This is a genomic window from Haemophilus haemolyticus (genome assembly GCF_003351405.1).
Classification (GTDB): Bacteria; Pseudomonadota; Gammaproteobacteria; order Enterobacterales; family Pasteurellaceae; genus Haemophilus; species Haemophilus haemolyticus_N.
Genome location: NZ_CP031240.1, coordinates 1,349,493 through 1,366,937, shown reverse-complemented (window position 1 = coordinate 1,366,937; position 17,445 = coordinate 1,349,493). Strand labels below are relative to the sequence as shown.

The 17,445-nt window shown below is 41.5% G+C and carries 11 protein-coding genes, 1 tRNA gene and 3 rRNA genes; 2 read left to right on the top strand and 13 right to left on the bottom strand.

Annotated elements, in window-relative coordinates; translation table 11 throughout:
* Positions 1 to 124 precede the first annotated feature (124 nt).
* Complete coding sequence (prfC, locus tag DV427_RS06830) at positions 125 to 1,708, top strand: peptide chain release factor 3 (RefSeq protein WP_005644678.1); 1,584 nt, start codon at positions 125 to 127, stop codon at positions 1,706 to 1,708.
* Between the two features lie 38 nt (positions 1,709 to 1,746).
* Here the strand turns inward: prfC and DV427_RS06825 are convergent, their stop codons facing one another.
* The 13 genes from DV427_RS06825 to gmk form a co-directional block, all read right to left on the bottom strand.
* Positions 1,747 to 1,980, bottom strand: coding sequence for a YgjV family protein (locus DV427_RS06825; RefSeq protein ID WP_065246315.1), 234 nt, complete (start codon positions 1,978 to 1,980; stop codon positions 1,747 to 1,749).
* A 468-nt stretch (positions 1,981 to 2,448) separates the two neighbouring features.
* The gene (locus DV427_RS06820; RefSeq protein ID WP_114891767.1) at positions 2,449 to 2,778 is read right to left on the bottom strand and encodes a branched-chain amino acid transporter permease; all 330 of its coding nucleotides are present in this window, start codon (positions 2,776 to 2,778) and stop codon (positions 2,449 to 2,451) included.
* Complete coding sequence (azlC, locus tag DV427_RS06815; RefSeq protein WP_114891766.1) at positions 2,775 to 3,509, bottom strand: azaleucine resistance protein AzlC; 735 nt, start codon at positions 3,507 to 3,509, stop codon at positions 2,775 to 2,777. The genes DV427_RS06820 and azlC overlap by 4 nt, the downstream gene beginning before the upstream one ends.
* Before the next feature lie 9 nt (positions 3,510 to 3,518).
* On the bottom strand, positions 3,519 to 4,448 hold the full coding sequence (locus DV427_RS06810) for a LysR family transcriptional regulator (protein WP_114891765.1): 930 nt from the start codon (positions 4,446 to 4,448) through the stop codon (positions 3,519 to 3,521).
* 153 nt (positions 4,449 to 4,601) lie between these two features.
* Positions 4,602 to 4,717 (bottom strand): 5S ribosomal RNA (rrf, locus tag DV427_RS06805).
* A 118-nt stretch (positions 4,718 to 4,835) separates the two neighbouring features.
* Positions 4,836 to 7,732, bottom strand: a 23S ribosomal RNA gene (locus DV427_RS06800).
* A gap of 269 nt (positions 7,733 to 8,001) precedes the next feature.
* Positions 8,002 to 8,077: transfer RNA gene (locus DV427_RS06795), tRNA-Glu, on the bottom strand.
* A 123-nt stretch (positions 8,078 to 8,200) separates the two neighbouring features.
* Positions 8,201 to 9,740: ribosomal RNA gene (locus DV427_RS06790) — 16S ribosomal RNA — on the bottom strand.
* Together the 16S, 23S and 5S rRNA genes with 1 tRNA gene alongside form the textbook arrangement of a ribosomal RNA operon.
* Positions 9,741 to 10,072: 332 nt before the next feature.
* Complete coding sequence (murI, locus tag DV427_RS06785; RefSeq protein WP_114891764.1) at positions 10,073 to 10,882, bottom strand: glutamate racemase; 810 nt, start codon at positions 10,880 to 10,882, stop codon at positions 10,073 to 10,075.
* A gap of 29 nt (positions 10,883 to 10,911) precedes the next feature.
* On the bottom strand, positions 10,912 to 12,993 hold the full coding sequence (recG, locus tag DV427_RS06780; protein ID WP_114891763.1) for an ATP-dependent DNA helicase RecG: 2,082 nt from the start codon (positions 12,991 to 12,993) through the stop codon (positions 10,912 to 10,914).
* Positions 12,990 to 15,104, bottom strand: coding sequence for a bifunctional GTP diphosphokinase/guanosine-3',5'-bis pyrophosphate 3'-pyrophosphohydrolase (gene spoT, locus DV427_RS06775; RefSeq protein ID WP_114891762.1), 2,115 nt, complete (start codon positions 15,102 to 15,104; stop codon positions 12,990 to 12,992). The genes recG and spoT overlap by 4 nt, the downstream gene beginning before the upstream one ends.
* A gap of 72 nt (positions 15,105 to 15,176) precedes the next feature.
* Complete coding sequence (gene rpoZ / locus DV427_RS06770) at positions 15,177 to 15,443, bottom strand: DNA-directed RNA polymerase subunit omega (RefSeq protein WP_005625717.1); 267 nt, start codon at positions 15,441 to 15,443, stop codon at positions 15,177 to 15,179.
* A 62-nt stretch (positions 15,444 to 15,505) separates the two neighbouring features.
* Positions 15,506 to 16,132 carry a guanylate kinase gene (gene gmk, locus DV427_RS06765; protein WP_114891761.1) on the bottom strand — a complete coding sequence of 209 codons (627 nt, stop codon included), beginning with the start codon at positions 16,130 to 16,132 and terminating at the stop codon, positions 15,506 to 15,508.
* A gap of 249 nt (positions 16,133 to 16,381) precedes the next feature.
* On the opposite strand from gmk, the gene gap reads away from it, so the two are divergent.
* Complete coding sequence (gene gap, locus DV427_RS06760) at positions 16,382 to 17,401, top strand: type I glyceraldehyde-3-phosphate dehydrogenase (RefSeq protein ID WP_114891760.1); 1,020 nt, start codon at positions 16,382 to 16,384, stop codon at positions 17,399 to 17,401.
* Positions 17,402 to 17,445: the final 44 nt, after the last annotated feature.

Sequence of the window (17,445 nt, the reverse complement as noted above, 5' to 3'; positions counted from 1 at the left end):
TCTTTGTACAAAGCAGACCAATTTTTCTAAGAAAACCAACCGCACTTTATTTACAAATTCGTTTGAGCAAAAACCTAAAATCAGCGAAAATACCCCACATTTTTAATTGAACGAAGAAGAAACAATGAGTTATCCATTAGAAGAAGTTAATAAACGTCGCACTTTTGCGATTATTTCCCACCCCGATGCAGGTAAAACAACCATCACCGAAAAGGTACTTTTATACGGAAATGCGATTCAAACAGCAGGTTCTGTAAAAGGCAAAGGCTCAACTGCGCATGCCAAATCTGACTGGATGGAAATGGAAAAACAACGTGGGATTTCGATTACCACTTCCGTTATGCAATTTCCTTATAACGATTGCTTGGTGAACTTACTTGATACCCCAGGGCACGAAGATTTCTCTGAAGATACTTACCGCACTTTAACCGCTGTGGATAGCTGTTTAATGGTTATCGACTCAGCAAAAGGGGTTGAGGAACGTACAATTAAACTAATGGAAGTGACTCGCTTACGTGATACGCCAATCATCACCTTCATGAACAAACTCGACCGCGATATTCGCGATCCGATGGAATTGTTAGATGAAGTGGAAAATATTCTTAAAATTCGTTGTGCACCAATTACATGGCCAATTGGTTGCGGGAAATTATTTAAAGGCGTTTATCATATCGCTAAAGATGAAACCTATCTTTATCAATCCGGTCAAGGCTCAACCATTCAAGAAGTTCGTATCGTGAAAGGTTTAAATAGCCCAGAATTAGATGCTGCTGTTGGCGATGATTTAGCACAACAACTTCGCGATGAATTAGAATTAGTGCAAGGCGCAAGTAACGAATTTGAACATGATGCCTTTATTAAAGGTGAACTTACGCCTGTATTTTTCGGGACAGCATTAGGTAACTTCGGGGTGGATCATTTCCTTGATGGTTTAACACAATGGGCGCCAAAACCACAATCCCGTCAAGCAGATACAAGAACCGTTGAAAGTTCAGAAGAAAAATTCAGTGGTTTCGTATTTAAAATTCAAGCTAATATGGATCCAAAACACCGCGACCGTGTTGCCTTTATGCGTGTTGTTTCAGGCAAATATGAGAAAGGTATGAAGCTCAAACACGTCCGTATTGGAAAAGATGTGGTGATTTCTGACGCACTCACCTTTATGGCTGGCGACCGTGCTCACGCCGAAGAAGCTTACGCTGGCGATATTATTGGTTTACATAATCATGGTACGATCCAAATTGGCGATACCTTTACGCAAGGTGAAACCTTGAAATTTACCGGTATTCCAAACTTTGCGCCTGAGCTATTCCGCCGTATTCGCTTAAGAGATCCACTCAAACAAAAACAATTACTTAAAGGTTTAGTACAACTTTCAGAAGAAGGTGCTGTTCAGGTATTCCGCCCATTAATGAACAACGATTTAATCGTGGGAGCGGTAGGTGTCTTACAGTTTGATGTGGTGGTTTCTCGTCTAAAAACTGAATATAACGTAGAAGCAATTTATGAAAATGTGAACGTTGCAACTGCACGCTGGGTGGAATGTGCCGATGCGAAAAAATTCGAAGAATTTAAACGCAAAAATGAGCAAAATTTAGCTTTAGATGGTGGTGATAACTTAACCTATATTGCGCCAACAATGGTAAATCTGAATTTAGCTCAAGAACGTTATCCTGATGTCGTTTTTTACAAAACTCGTGAGCATTAAAACGACAAAGTGCGGTGAAATTTCACCGCACTTTTCTTTTATTTAGAGACTTTTTCTTGTCTTAATCGCCAAAGTTGATAAACATTCACAACGGCTAAAAATGCATTTAATAATGCTACAGGATAAGCTGCGATAATTACGCTATAGATCACAAATAAAATTGCTCCAATGCTATTCACTACGCGTAAATGTACGATAGATTTAAACAAAAACGATACTGCAACAAAAAAGGTTGCGATATAACCCAATAATTCAACTAAATTCAATTCCATAATTCTGTTCTCTTCGATTAAAAATAAAAACGGGCGCCATGATAAAAGATTTTTAAAATAAGGAAAAGATCAGAAAAAAAAGCAACCGATTGCAAGATGAAATTATTTTTTCTTATGAAAAATAAAGGTATTTTCATCATCATTAGCGCATAAAAAGCCGGGACGAGTGCGCACATCTAAAATCTTGGGAAGCATATCCAATTTGGGGGAATTAGATAACATTAGCTCGCTCACCCCGCACTTTGTCACCGGCTAAATTCTTTTAGCAACCTAGATGGTCGTACTATGAACAATAAAAGAATTTAATAAAACGAGGTTCTATCTTTTGTAATAACTAGAATTCCAATTTCTACCATTCTAGAAATTGGATTAATTATAAACTATGAAGTAACTTTAGATTCAAGAGGATTCTAGAGAAATGAAAGTTATGATTTAGGGCTAATTTACGTCAGCCCCTATAATTTTATTTTAAATAAAGACAAGTTGTACTAAAACCATATAGAAAAGCGTACCAACCGCAATAGATAGAAACATATTTTTCTTCCAAAAATGTAGCCCTAGCACCACTATGCCTGCAAGAAAATCAGGAATACCATGATAACCAGTTAAAACATCAATATTCTTATAGCAATAAACTACAAGCATACCAAACATAGCTGGAGGTAAAACTTTCCCAAGATAGCGAATATATTGTGGAATCGGACGATTAGCTGGGAATACAAAAAATGGTAATAAGCGCGTAAATTGCACCGTAAGCACACAAATTCCAATCGTTATAATCTGTTCTGTAAGTGTCATTTTAGCGACTCCAATTTTGTGTCTAATTTAGGTCCACGTATAGTTAGAATTAACCAGATACCAATTAATGTTGGAATTAAGAAATATTCTTTGCCTACAATCAGTAAAAAAACCAATGCAATCCCTAAACCTAAGAGAGAGCTTTCATGGGATTTTTCCTTTATCCAATTTTCTGCAAAAATGACTAAGAAAAGAGCGGTCATCGAGAATTCCACACCTTTTAAATCAAAAGGTAAGACAGCGCCAAATAAGTTACCAATTGCAGCACCAACCACCCAATAAATATGCAAATATAAACTTACAAAAAACATATACCAACCTTTATCTAAGTGCGGTGGAATTTTGGCCATATAATTTAGAGAAAAGGATTCATCTACAAGGGTGGTAATTAAATACCAACGTTTATGACCAATGTGTACCCCATATTTTTCTAACATTGATATACCATAGAAAATCTGACGAGTACTGATCATCAAGGTAATTAATAACACACTGATGGGAGAAAAAGGCGCGATAAGTGCTCCAGCAGCAATAAACTCAACAGAACCAGCATAAATAAGTAAAGCCATCAAAGTAGGATATAAAAATCCGAAACCTAGTGCCTTCATATAAATACCATATGCCACACCAAGAAATAAAAATCCTGCAATCATTGGCGCACTATAAGGAAAAGCAGCTTTAGCCGCCGCACTAATCAGGTGAGGCTGCTGATTTTGTTGAGAAAAATTCATTTATTACTTCTATAAATCTAAAACAGATAGCCCAGGTAAAGTTGAAAAACTTTGAGCTTTTACGGTTTGATAAAAATCTTCTAAATAAGAAAGGGATTCATCTTCTTTGCGAATAGCCGCATATAGATTGCTATATAAACCTTCTTTTGTGACTTTTCTTGCCACGACATACCCCTTTTCCAAATAAGGCAACGCAGCCCAATAAGGAATAGTTGCAATGCCACGACGACTCGCCACTAATTGAATCATAGCAATAGTCAATTCAGTTGTGCGGCGAGTAGGATTAATGCCTTTTGATTTAAGCACTTTACGCAATAGATCTAACATATCATCAGGAACTGGGTAAGTTACCCAGGTTTCATCTGCAAAATCTTCCGCGTCCCAAATGTCTTTTTCTGCTAAAGGGTGATCTTTTGAGCAAATTCCAACCATCTCATAAGAAAAGAGCGGTTTAAAAATTACATCATCATTATGCTCTACTTCTGATACTATCGCCCAATCGGCTCGGTGAGAAAGCAATAAACCAACAGGATCCGTATGAAAACCAGATACAATATCCAACTCGACTAGCCCCCAATGCCGACGAAATTCGTCCATAGCAGGCATTAACCAATCAAAACAAGTATGACATTCCACAGCAATTCTCAGCTGACCCGCATCACCATGTTTTACCCGTGCAAGATCACGTTCAGCATCGACAATTTTTGGCATCACTTCATTAGCAAGACGAATTAAACGCTCTCCTGCTGAAGTAAAACGAAGTGGATTACTTTTACGCTCAAACAAAGGTAAACCAAACTGTTCTTCTATTAATTTAATTTGGTGAGAAAGGGCTGATTGGGTTAGATATACTCGCTTTGCTGCCAAAGAAACGCTACCCGTTTCTTTTAAAGCCAGTAAAGTTTTAAGATGTCTAAATTCTAGAAAGGTTGGTTTCATTAAAAATATTCATACAAAATAGAAAATTAGATGATAGATATAATACCTTAAAATACTAAATATTCGAATTAATATTCTATAGAAAAAACAAAACCCCATATCTTTCAACACGGGGTTCTTTTGTTTCTATTTAATTTAGATATGTATTTAGTAACCTGGCGGTGCCCTACTCTCACATGGGGATGCCCCACACTACCATCGGCATTACAGCGTTTCACTTCTGAGTTCGGTATGGTGTCAGGTGGTTCCACCGCACTATCGCCGCCAGGATAATTCTTTGATAACGTTTATTCTAACTTCTATCTATGTTCTTCATTGGCCACAAGCTGAACGTTTAGTTAATTTCTTTTTCTTTCACTCTGTTTTCCAAAAACACTTGAGCGTTGTATAGTTAAGCCTCTCGGGCAATTAGTATGCGTTAGCTCAATGACTCACATCACTTACACACCGCACCTATCTACGTCTTAGTCTTAAACAACCCTTACAGGTTTATAACCTGGGAGAACTCATCTCTTGGCAAGTTTCGTGCTTAGATGCTTTCAGCACTTATCTCTTCCGCACTTAGCTACCCGGCAATGCGTCTGGCGACACAACCGGAACACCAGTGGTGCGTCCACTCCGGTCCTCTCGTACTAGGAGCAGCCCCAACCAATTCTCCAACGCCCACGGCAGATAGGGACCGAACTGTCTCACGACGTTCTAAACCCAGCTCGCGTACCACTTTAAATGGCGAACAGCCATACCCTTGGGACCTACTTCAGCCCCAGGATGTGATGAGCCGACATCGAGGTGCCAAACACCGCCGTCGATATGAACTCTTGGGCGGTATCAGCCTGTTATCCCCGGAGTACCTTTTATCCGTTGAGCGATGGCCCTTCCATTCAGAACCACCGGATCACTATGACCTACTTTCGTACCTGCTCGACTTGTCTGTCTCGCAGTTAAGCTTGCTTATACCATTGCACTAACCTCACGATGTCCGACCGTGATTAGCAAACCTTCGTGCTCCTCCGTTACTCTTTGGGAGGAGACCGCCCCAGTCAAACTACCCACCAGACACTGTCCGAGACCGCGTTCCGCAATCTTCGTTAGAACATCAAACGTTAAAGGGTGGTATTTCAAGGACGACTCCATAATCACTGGCGTGACTACTTCTAAGTCTCCCACCTATCCTACACATCAAAATTCAATGTTCAGTGTCAAGCTATAGTAAAGGTTCACGGGGTCTTTCCGTCTAGCCGCGGGTACACCGCATCTTCACGGCGATTTCAATTTCACTGAGTCTCGGGTGGAGACAGCCTGGCCATCATTATGCCATTCGTGCAGGTCGGAACTTACCCGACAAGGAATTTCGCTACCTTAGGACCGTTATAGTTACGGCCGCCGTTTACTGGGGCTTCGATCAGGAGCTTCTCTTTCGATTACACCATCAATTAACCTTCCAGCACCGGGCAGGCATCACACCCTATACGTCCACTTTCGTGTTTGCAGAGTGCTGTGTTTTTAATAAACAGTTGCAGCCAGCTGGTATCTTCGACCGGTTCAACCTTCAGGGGCTAGCCCTTACAATCTACGCCGGCGCACCTTCTCCCGAAGTTACGGTGCTATTTTGCCTAGTTCCTTCACCCGAGTTCTCTCAAGCGCCTGAGTATTCTCTACCTGACCACCTGTGTCGGTTTTCAGTACGGTTTAGATAAACCTGAAGCTTAGTGGCTTTTCCTGGAAGTGTGGTATCGGTTACTTCAGCTCCTTAGAGCCTCGTCATCATCTCTCAGTGTTAAGGAAGTCCGGATTTGCCTAAACTTCCCACCTACCAACTTAAACGCACATATCCAACAGTGCGATAACCTAACCTACTCCGTCCCCACATCGCAGTTTATCCAAGTACAGGAATATTAACCTGTTTCCCATCGACTACGCTCTTCAGCCTCGCCTTAGGGGCCGACTCACCCTGCCCCGATTAACGTTGGACAGGAACCCTTGGTCTTCCGGCGAACGGGTTTTTCACCCGTTTTATCGTTACTTATGTCAGCATTCGCACTTGTGATACGTCCAGCATGCTTCTCAACACACCTTCATCCGCTTACACAACGCTCCCCTACCCAACAGACTTATGTCTGATGCCGCAGCTTCGGTGCTATATTTCAGCCCCGTTACATCTTCCGCGCAGGCCGACTCGACTAGTGAGCTATTACGCTTTCTTTAAATGATGGCTGCTTCTAAGCCAACATCCTAGCTGTCTAAGCCTTCCCACTTCGTTTCCCACTTAATATAGACTTTGGGACCTTAGCTGGCGGTCTGGGTTGTTTCCCTCTCCACGACGGACGTTAGCACCCGCCGTGTGTCTCCTGAGTATCACTCTTTGGTATTCGTAGTTTGCATCGGGTTGGTAATCCGGGATGGACCCCTAGCCGAAACAGTGCTCTACCCCCAAAGGTGTCCGCTCAAGGCTCTACCTAAATAGATTTCGGGGAGAACCAGCTATCTCCCGGTTTGATTGGCCTTTCACCCCCAGCCACAAGTCATCCGCTAATTTTTCAACATTAGTCGGTTCGGTCCTCCAGTTAGTGTTACCCAACCTTCAACCTGCCCATGGCTAGATCACCGGGTTTCGGGTCTATACCTTGCAACTAGTCGCCCAGTTAAGACTCGGTTTCCCTTCGGCTCCCCTATTCGGTTAACCTCGCTACAAAATATAAGTCGCTGACCCATTATACAAAAGGTACGCAGTCACCCTTTCAGGCTCCCACTGCTTGTACGTACAAGGTTTCAGGTTCTATTTCACTCCCCTCACCGGGGTTCTTTTCGCCTTTCCTTCACAGTACTGGTTCACTATCGGTCAATCAGGAGTATTTAGCCTTGGAGGATGGTCCCCCCATCTTCAAACAGGATATCACGTGTCCCGCCCTACTTCTCGTTAACTTAGTACCACAGCCTGGATGTCGAGTACGGGGCTATCACCCTGTGTCGCTAAGCTTCCCAGCTTATTCCTCTATCTCTGCTGTTATCATTAACAGGCTCTTTCGCTTTCGCTCGCCGCTACTGACGAAATCTCGGTTGATTTCTTTTCCTCGGGGTACTTAGATGTTTCAGTTCTCCCGGTTTGCCTCACTTACCTATGGATTCAGTAAGTGATAGTAGATTCTTCATCTACTGGGTTTCCCCATTCGGATATCTTGGATTAAACGCCTCTTATCGACTCATCCAAGCTTTTCGCAGATTAGCACGTCCTTCTTCGCCTCTGATTGCCAAGGCATCCACCTTGTACGCTTAGTCACTTAACTATACAACCTCAAATGTTTTCAATCACTTTAAGTTTTCACTTCAAAGTGTGGTCAATTTGATGCGTATTTTCATTCAACTAAACACTTGATTGCTTTTGTTCAATCAAGATTTTATGCAAAACAGGTTTGCTCTCAGAGTTTCCTTCTCAGTTCCCTCTTTTCACTTTCCTATTTTGCCTACTCAGACTTTCTCTCGAAAATCTCTTGTTTTCAGCTTGTTTCCAATTTTTTAAAGAACAGTAAGATAATCTAACAAAGTTATCTTTAATTGGCGTCCCCACGGGGATTCGAACCCCGGTTACCGCCGTGAAAGGGCGATGTCCTAGGCCTCTAGACGATGGGGACATCAATTAAAGATACTCTATCTTCTTTTTATCTTTCAACGTTGCTTTCGCTTCGTTTTCACTTGCTCATTTGTCTACAACTATCAGTCAATCTGTGTGAGCACTCGCTGTCTCTCGTCTTTGGTAAGGAGGTGATCCAACCGCAGGTTCCCCTACGGTTACCTTGTTACGACTTCACCCCAGTCATGAATCATACCGTGGTAAACGCCCCCCTTGCGGTTAAGCTATCTACTTCTGGTACAACCCACTCCCATGGTGTGACGGGCGGTGTGTACAAGGCCCGGGAACGTATTCACCGCGACATTCTGATTCGCGATTACTAGCGATTCCGACTTCATGGAGTCGAGTTGCAGACTCCAATCCGGACTTAGACGTACTTTCTGAGATTCGCTCCACCTCGCAGTTTCGCCACCCTCTGTATACGCCATTGTAGCACGTGTGTAGCCCTACTCGTAAGGGCCATGATGACTTGACGTCATCCCCACCTTCCTCCAGTTTATCACTGGCAGTCTCCTTTGAGTTCCCGACCAAATCGCTGGCAACAAAGGATAAGGGTTGCGCTCGTTGCGGGACTTAACCCAACATTTCACAACACGAGCTGACGACAGCCATGCAGCACCTGTCTCATGGTTCCCGAAGGCACTCCCGTATCTCTACAGGATTCCATGGATGTCAAGAGTAGGTAAGGTTCTTCGCGTTGCATCGAATTAAACCACATGCTCCACCGCTTGTGCGGGCCCCCGTCAATTCATTTGAGTTTTAACCTTGCGGCCGTACTCCCCAGGCGGTCGATTTATCACGTTAGCTACGGGCACCAAGCTTTAAGCCCAATCCCCAAATCGACAGCGTTTACAGCGTGGACTACCAGGGTATCTAATCCTGTTTGCTCCCCACGCTTTCGCACATGAGCGTCAGTACATTCCCAAGGGGCTGCCTTCGCCTTCGGTATTCCTCCACATCTCTACGCATTTCACCGCTACACGTGGAATTCTACCCCTCCCTAAAGTACTCTAGTTACCCAGTCTGAAATGCAATTCCCAGGTTAAGCCCGGGGCTTTCACACCTCACTTAAATAACCGCCTGCGTGCCCTTTACGCCCAGTTATTCCGATTAACGCTCGCACCCTCCGTATTACCGCGGCTGCTGGCACGGAGTTAGCCGGTGCTTCTTCTATATTTAACGTCAATAATGTATGCTATTAACATACACTCCTTCCTCAATACCGAAAGAACTTTACAACCCGAAGGCCTTCTTCATTCACGCGGCATGGCTGCGTCAGGGTTCCCCCCATTGCGCAATATTCCCCACTGCTGCCTCCCGTAGGAGTCTGGACCGTGTCTCAGTTCCAGTGTGGCTGGCCATCCTCTCAGACCAGCTAGAGATCGCAGGCTTGGTAGGCCTTTACCCCACCAACTACCTAATCCCACTTGGGCTCATCTCATGGCATGCGGCCTTGCGGTCCCGCACTTTCGTCTCTCGACACTACGCGGTATTAGCGACAGTTTCCCGTCGTTATCCCCCTCCATAAGCCAGATTCCCAAGCATTACTCACCCGTCCGCCACTCGTCAGCAAGAAAGCAAGCTTTCTCCTGCTACCGTTCGACTTGCATGTGTTAAGCCTGCCGCCAGCGTTCAATCTGAGCCATGATCAAACTCTTCAATTCAAGTTCAATCGCTCAATATACTGCTTAGCTATAAATAAAACACTACTTAAAAAGTAATTATGAATTTTCAGTTAAGCACCTATTAAGACTTCAAAATTAAAAATATTTTAAAACAAGTCAATCAACAAGTGCCCACACAGATTGTCTGATACATTGTTAAAGAGCAAAAAACAACGACGCACGCGGAAACTTAAATACTTCACAACAGTGCGTCGTTGTGTGCGGTGCATTATAGGGATTTTAAAAACACTTGCAAGTACTTTTTTGTAAAAATATTTAAAAAATGATCTTTTGGATAAAGTTAATACAAAAAGGTCTATTTGAGATCAATTTTAGTCTATTTTTATTACATCTAAAGATTCAAATCCCCATAGGTATAAAGCTTTTTTAAATTGAGATTCTTCTGGAAAATGTTCGGTACAAAACATTTGATTATGTTTTTCACCTTGAGCACGTACACTTTTACCATCGAGTAAATAGTTTATCCGCTTAGCAATCGCTGCTCCAGGATCCATAAAATATTTAATTTGTGGCAAGCACAACTGAATTTCATCTTTGATGAGTGGAAAGTGAGTACAACCTAACACTAATGTATCCAAATCTGCCATGTCTGTCCACGGAGATAACTCATCTTTTAAACCAATTAGATCAACGGAATGACCGCGAATTTTTTGTTCCGCAATTTCTACTAATTTTGTTGTTCCCAATCTCTCAACAACACAATCTTGCGCAAATTTATCAATTAAATCATTGACATAATGACGTTTTACCGTACCCTTTGTAGCTAATAAACCAATGTGTTTTGTCTTTGTTATTTCTGATGCAGGTTTAATAGCGGGTACAGTCCCAATAATAGGAATATCAAACGCAGCTCGCAAAGGCGGAAGCACAACTGTACTCGCTGTATTGCAGGCTATCACGATTGCATCTAATGGATAACGTTGATTAATCAGTTGGCAAACCGCTAAAGTGCGGTGAATAATGCTTTCTTCTTCTCGCTCTGAATAAGGGAATCCTGCATTATCAAAACAATAGAGATAATGCCAATTTGGTAATAATCTTTTGGCTTCACGATATACGCTAAACCCCCCCACTCCAGAATCAAAAAAGAGCACAGTTGGGCGTTTTTCTTTTTTATCCATTTAAAACTCTTTGAAAATTGACCGCACTTTTAAGCGTTCGAGTAAATCTCTTTATTATTTAACCAACGACGAATCAGACTTTCTGCTAAATCTGGGTATTTTTGAATAAGTGATTTCGCATAAAATTGCACCGTTGGTATCATTTTTCTATCCCGCATTAAATTTGCTACTCGCAATTCAGCAATGCCCGTTTGTTTAGTTCCAAGCACTTCACCAGGCCCGCGAATTTCTAAGTCTTTTTCAGAAATAACAAACCCATCTTGGCTATCTCGTAGCACTTGCAAACGTTTTTGCGAAACTTTACCGAGCGGAGGTTTATACATTAGCACACAAAAAGAAGCAGTACTGCCTCGACCGACACGCCCTCGTAACTGATGAAGTTGCGATAAACCTAAACGCTCTGCATTTTCGATAATCATCAAGCTCGCATTCGGAACATCAACCCCTACTTCGATCACTGTCGTTGCCACCAATAAATCCAATTCTGCATTTTTAAAACGCATCATGACATCTTGTTTTTCTTGTGGTTTCATCCGACCGTGCACCAACCCAATATTTAACATAGGTAATGCTTTCGTTAAATCTTCCCAAATCGCCTCTGCAGCTTGAGCTTCTAAAACCTCTGATTCATCAATTAACGTACACACCCAATAGGCTTGGCGTTTTTCATTAACACAAGCGTTTTTTACACGCGTCACAATTTCAGCGCGACGTTCTTCAGAAACCACTACGGTTGTTATCGGCGTACGGCCTGGAGGCAATTCATCAATAATTGATGTATCCAAATCTGCATAGACGGTCATTGCCAACGTTCTTGGAATCGGCGTGGCCGTCATAATTAACTGATGGGGATAAAATCCTGCTTTTGCGCCTTTCTCACGCAACATCAATCGTTGATGCACCCCAAAACGGTGTTGTTCATCAATAATCACCAATGCTAGATCGGAAAACTCCACTTCTTCTTGGAATAAAGCGTGCGTTCCCACCACCATTTGCACTGCACCAGTTTTGATTTTTTCAAGCTCTGCTTGTCTTGATTTTCCTTTTACTTTACCAGCCAACCAGCCTACTTCAATGCCTAAAGGCTCAAACCACCGTCTAAAATTATTTGCATGCTGTTCTGCAAGAATTTCTGTTGGCGCCATTAAGGCGACTTGTTTGCTATTATCAATTGCCGTTAAAGCAGCCAATGCGGCAACCAATGTTTTTCCCGAGCCCACATCCCCTTGAACTAAACGCATCATCGGATAATCTTTGATAAGATCTTGTTCAATATCCAACACTACTCGCTTTTGCGCATTAGTGGGTTGAAATGGCAAGGTGGCTAAAAATCGCTGTTTCAAATCTGTTTGATAATGTAGCGGTAAGGCAGAAAATTGCTGAGTTCCTAACCGCACTTTTTGCATAGCTAAATTATGCGCCAGAAGCTCTTCAAAGATTAAACGCTGTTGTGCAGGATGCTTACCTTGCTCTAACATTTCTAATGAAATATCTGGCGGCGGACGATGCAATAATCGCAATGCCTCTTTTAAGCTATATTGGTGTGGATTAAATTCATTAGGCAAAATTTCTGCAATCTGAACTTTGTCGAGCAATGACAAAGCCTGATCCGTTAATTTTCGTAATGAATTTTGTTTGAGCCCTTCCATCGTGGAATAAATCGGCGTTAGCGTTTCTTCCAATACAATAGGCGCATTATCTCGCACAATTTGATATTCTGGATGATGAATTTCTGGCATGTGACGCCCACGTTTTACCTCTCCAAAGACCTTTACCCGCACACCGGCTTGAAAACTATTACGCATTCCCGCATTAAAATTGAAAAAACGTAACATAATTTTCGATGTACCGTCTGACAAACTAATCGATAAAATCGGGCGACGGCCAAAAGTAACTTCGCAGGTTTGTACAATTCCTTCAATGGTAAAATATTGTTCGGGGCGAAGATTAGCGATTGGCGTAATTCGCGTACGATCTTCATAGCGAATAGGTAAATGAAAGAGTAAATCTTGCAGGTTATGAATGCCGATTTTAGCCAGTTTATTAGAAATGGCCGCACCAACACCAGAGAGGCTGGTCAAAGGTACGGCATCGAGAAGTTCAAGGCTCATAGCTCATTAATATTGCGTTTGACATTAACGACACCAGTGATACCTTTAATGCGATGAACGATATTAGCAAGGTGTTTGATATCTTTTACACATACCTGCAAAATCACAAGCAATAAATTGTTCTCTAATTCTTCCGTCCAAATATTTTGAAGACTGCTTTCGCTCGCAGAAATTGCGGTCATTAAACTCAACAAGGCATTCTGCTCATTCAATATTTCTATTTGTAATTCAGCCTCAAAATTCACCGCACTTTGAACGTTATCCCATTTAGCCAATGATTGGCGACAAGCATTTTTCAAACTTGCACAATGTTGATGGTGTACCACAACGGTGTCTTCTTGTGTACAACATCCCACAATAGGATCACCTGGGATTGGATGGCAACATTGAGCAAATTGTGTTTTACCCACTTGCATTGGTGCAATAGTGAGTATTCTTGATTCAAATTCGAGATTCTTAGTATTAGCAGATTCTAACGGCACGCCCACAAATTGATGCGCAATTATGGCGGCAGACTGATTGCCTAAACCAATTTCTCGTAATAATTCATCTAAAGAAGAAAGAGCTAAAGAATCTAATACAGTTCTAATTTGTTGAATAGAAAAACCACCTAAATTATGAGGCTGTAATGCTGCATTAAGCTCAACTTCCCCTAATTTCACCGCATCCTCTTCACAACGCTGTTTGAGATAATGGCGAATCCGTGTTTTCGCACGAGCAGTTACCACGAAATTTAACCATGCGGCTTCAGGATGCGCATTTGGATCGGTGATGATATTGACCGTTTGACCAGACTCAAGGGCTTGCGAAAGCGGATAAGGTTTATGCTCAACAGTCACACCAACACAAGTATTTCCCACATCTGAATGCACAGCATAAGCGAAATCTACTGCTGTTGCACCCATTGGCAATTCAACAATTCGACCTTTTGGCGTAAAAACATAAATTTCTTTCGGGAAAAACTCTGATTTTACATTCTCAATAAACTCAAACGAATTACCTACACTTTGTTGAATTTCGACCAAACTTTGCAGCCAGCGTTGTGCGCGAATTTGTGCGGTTGTACTATCGTTTTTACCATTTTCTTTATAAACCCAATGGGCCGTGATACCCATTTCTGCGACTTGTTCCATATCCTCTGTATGGATATGAACTTCTACGGGAACTCCTTTCGGACCAATCATTGAAGTTTGCAAAGACTGATAGCCATTTGCTTTAGGTACCGCAATATAATCCTTAACTCGGCCAGGACGTGGCTTATAAAGATTATGCATTTGACCCAAAACGCGATAACAATCATCCACATTTTTTACAATCACACGGAACGCATAAATATCCATGATAGAGTGGAATTCTTGATCCTTTATGCGCATTTTTTGATAGATCTTGTAAAGGTGTTTTTCACGTCCCCACACTCGGGAAAAAATTCCTGCGTTTTCTAACCGCACTTTAATCTCTTGTGAAATACGTTTGATTAAATCTTGTCGATTACTACGCGCCACATCAATGAGTTTTTTTAACACCTCATAACGATGTGGATGCATTGCTTGAAAAGATAAGTCTTCTAATTCATTTTTGATATGCTCAATGCCTAAACGATGAGCAAGCGGACAATAGATTTCAAGCGTTTCTTTCGCAATACGGCGGCGTTTATCTGGTCGTAACGAACCAAGCGTGCGCATATTATGCGTGCGGTCAGCAAGCTTGATTAACACAACGCGAATATCACGCGTCATCGCTAAAATCATTTTGCGAAAATTCTCGACTTGTGCTTCTTGGCGAGTACGAAATTTCAACTTATCGAGTTTTGATACACCATCTACAATTTCAGCCACACTAGCACCGAACTCTTCTTTCAGTTGTTCTTCCGTATAAGGTGTATCTTCAATAACATCGTGCAAAAGCGCTGCCATTACCGCTTCGTGATCTAAATGTAGTTGAGCAATAATGGAGGCTACCGCCACAGGATGGGTAATGTAAGGTTCGCCGCTGGAGCGAAATTGCCCTTCGTGCGCATCTCTTGCAATCACAAACGCACGCTTGATGAGCTCAATTTTATCTGCGGGCAAATACCCTTGAATAATTCGATCTAAATCCGCAAACAGTTCCAAAGGAGACCTACTTATCGTTGAAAGAGAAAGTGCGGTTAAAATATCGTGATTTTTTACCGCACTTTTAAAAGATTATTCTGTAATTAATGCAACAGCTGCTTCTTCCGTTTCTTGCACTTTCGCCATTTCTTGGAATTCTTGTGCATCCATAATATCTTGATTAATCAAACCTTTTTCGATTTCACGCAATGCGATTACTGTTGGTTTGTCATTATCTTCTGGCACTAACGGTGCACTTTGATTAAGTTGTAATTGTCTTGCACGACGCGCAGCCGTTAAAATTAAATCAAAACGGTTACCAATTTTTTCTACCGCATCTTGCACAGTAACACGAGCCATAATTTACTCCGATTTGTCAAAAATTACTCTATTGAAAGGGCGTTATAATACTCAATTTCGCCCTATTTTGCTAGTAGCTGTTGAATTAACATTGCATTTTGTTTTTGTTGATAATTTTTAGTTAAGCGTTCCGATTGCAAAATACTTTGTAAATCTTTTAATGCTTTCTCAAAATCATCATTTACAATGACATAATCATATTCGTCATAATGCGAAATTTCACTTATCGCTTTTGACATTCGTTCAGCGATGACCTCTTCACTATCTTGCCCACGACCAATTAAACGACGCTCTAATTCAGGCAATGAAGGCGGTAAAATAAAAATGCTTTTTACCGAAGGCACTTTTTTACGGATTTGTTGAGCACCCTGCCAATCAATATCTAAAAATACATCAATACCTTTTGCTAAATTTTCTTCAATCGCAGGTAAAGAGGTTCCATAATAATTTCCCCCAAAAACTTTGGCATATTCTAGAAATAAATCTTGCTCAATGAGTGATTCAAACTCTTCTTTTGATACAAAATAATAGTGTACGCCTTCAACTTCACCCGGACGTGGAGCACGAGTCGTATGTGACACAGAAACCATTTTTTGAGTTGAGCTATCTGATGCCAATAATGCTGAAATTAATGAAGATTTTCCCGCACCACTTGGTGCAGACAAAATATAAAGATTACCTTGAGACATAGAATATTTAACCTTCTCTAACAATTTCAGTCTATTATGCAGATTTCTCTATAAAAATCATCAAAAGTGCAGTGATTTTTTACGGTACTTTTTCATTCTAATGATGATTTGATATAGATCACAAAAAAGTAGTAGGGTTTATAGTTTTATAAAAATGCTCGTGCTATACTCTACGCGCTGTCTTACTGAGTGAGCAGTATTACTCAAAGCAAACAGATTTGTTTAACTTAAATAAAAGGTGAAAATCTTATGGCAATTAAAATTGGTATCAATGGTTTTGGTCGTATCGGCCGTATCGTATTCCGTGCAGCACAACACCGTGATGACATCGAAGTTGTAGGTATTAACGACTTAATCGACGTTGAATACATGGCTTATATGTTGAAATATGATTCAACTCACGGTCATTTCGACGGCACTGTTGAAGTGAAAGATGGTAACTTAGTAGTTAATGGTAAAACTATCCGTGTAACTGCAGAACGTGATCCAGCAAACTTAAACTGGGGTGCAATCGGTGTTGATATCGCTGTTGAAGCAACTGGTTTATTCTTAACTGATGAAACTGCTCGTAAACACATCACTGCAGGCGCGAAAAAAGTTGTATTAACTGGCCCATCTAAAGATGCAACCCCAATGTTCGTTCGTGGTGTAAACTTCAACGCATACGCAGGTCAAGATATCGTTTCTAACGCATCTTGTACAACAAACTGTTTAGCTCCTTTAGCACGTGTTGTTCATGAAACTTTCGGTATCAAAGATGGTTTAATGACCACTGTTCACGCAACAACTGCAACTCAAAAAACTGTGGATGGTCCATCAGCTAAAGACTGGCGCGGCGGCCGCGGTGCATCACAAAACATCATTCCATCTTCAACAGGTGCAGCGAAAGCAGTGGGTAAAGTGCTACCAGCATTAAACGGTAAATTAACTGGTATGGCTTTCCGTGTTCCAACTCCAAACGTATCTGTTGTTGACTTAACTGTTAACCTTGAAAAACCAGCTTCTTACGATGCAATCAAACAAGCAATCAAAGATGCAGCTGAAGGTAAAACTTTCAATGGCGAATTAAAAGGCGTATTAGGTTACACTGAAGATGCTGTTGTTTCTACTGACTTCAACGGCTGTACTTTAACTTCTGTATTTGATGCAGACGCTGGTATCGCATTAACTGATTCTTTCGTTAAATTAGTATCTTGGTACGATAACGAAACTGGTTACTCAAACAAAGTATTAGACTTAGTAGCTCACATTTACAACTACAAAGGCTAATTAAAACTTTGAAAAAATTAACCGCTCTTCGGAGCGGTTTTTTA

What these genes read in the sequence shown, in the direction of transcription:
- prfC (WP_005644678.1), top strand. Translation starts at nt 125, where the DNA reads ATGAGTTATCCATTAGAAGAAGTTAATAAACGTCGCACTTTTGCGATT.
- DV427_RS06825 (WP_065246315.1), bottom strand. Translation starts at nt 1,980, where the DNA reads ATGGAATTGAATTTAGTTGAATTATTGGGTTATATCGCAACCTTTTTT.
- DV427_RS06820 (WP_114891767.1), bottom strand. Translation starts at nt 2,778, where the DNA reads ATGACACTTACAGAACAGATTATAACGATTGGAATTTGTGTGCTTACG.
- azlC (WP_114891766.1), bottom strand. Translation starts at nt 3,509, where the DNA reads ATGAATTTTTCTCAACAAAATCAGCAGCCTCACCTGATTAGTGCGGCG.
- DV427_RS06810 (WP_114891765.1), bottom strand. Translation starts at nt 4,448, where the DNA reads ATGAAACCAACCTTTCTAGAATTTAGACATCTTAAAACTTTACTGGCT.
- murI (WP_114891764.1), bottom strand. Translation starts at nt 10,882, where the DNA reads ATGGATAAAAAAGAAAAACGCCCAACTGTGCTCTTTTTTGATTCTGGA.
- recG (WP_114891763.1), bottom strand. Translation starts at nt 12,993, where the DNA reads ATGAGCCTTGAACTTCTCGATGCCGTACCTTTGACCAGCCTCTCTGGT.
- rpoZ (WP_005625717.1), bottom strand. Translation starts at nt 15,443, where the DNA reads ATGGCTCGTGTTACTGTGCAAGATGCGGTAGAAAAAATTGGTAACCGT.
- gmk (WP_114891761.1), bottom strand. Translation starts at nt 16,132, where the DNA reads ATGTCTCAAGGTAATCTTTATATTTTGTCTGCACCAAGTGGTGCGGGA.
- gap (WP_114891760.1), top strand. Translation starts at nt 16,382, where the DNA reads ATGGCAATTAAAATTGGTATCAATGGTTTTGGTCGTATCGGCCGTATC.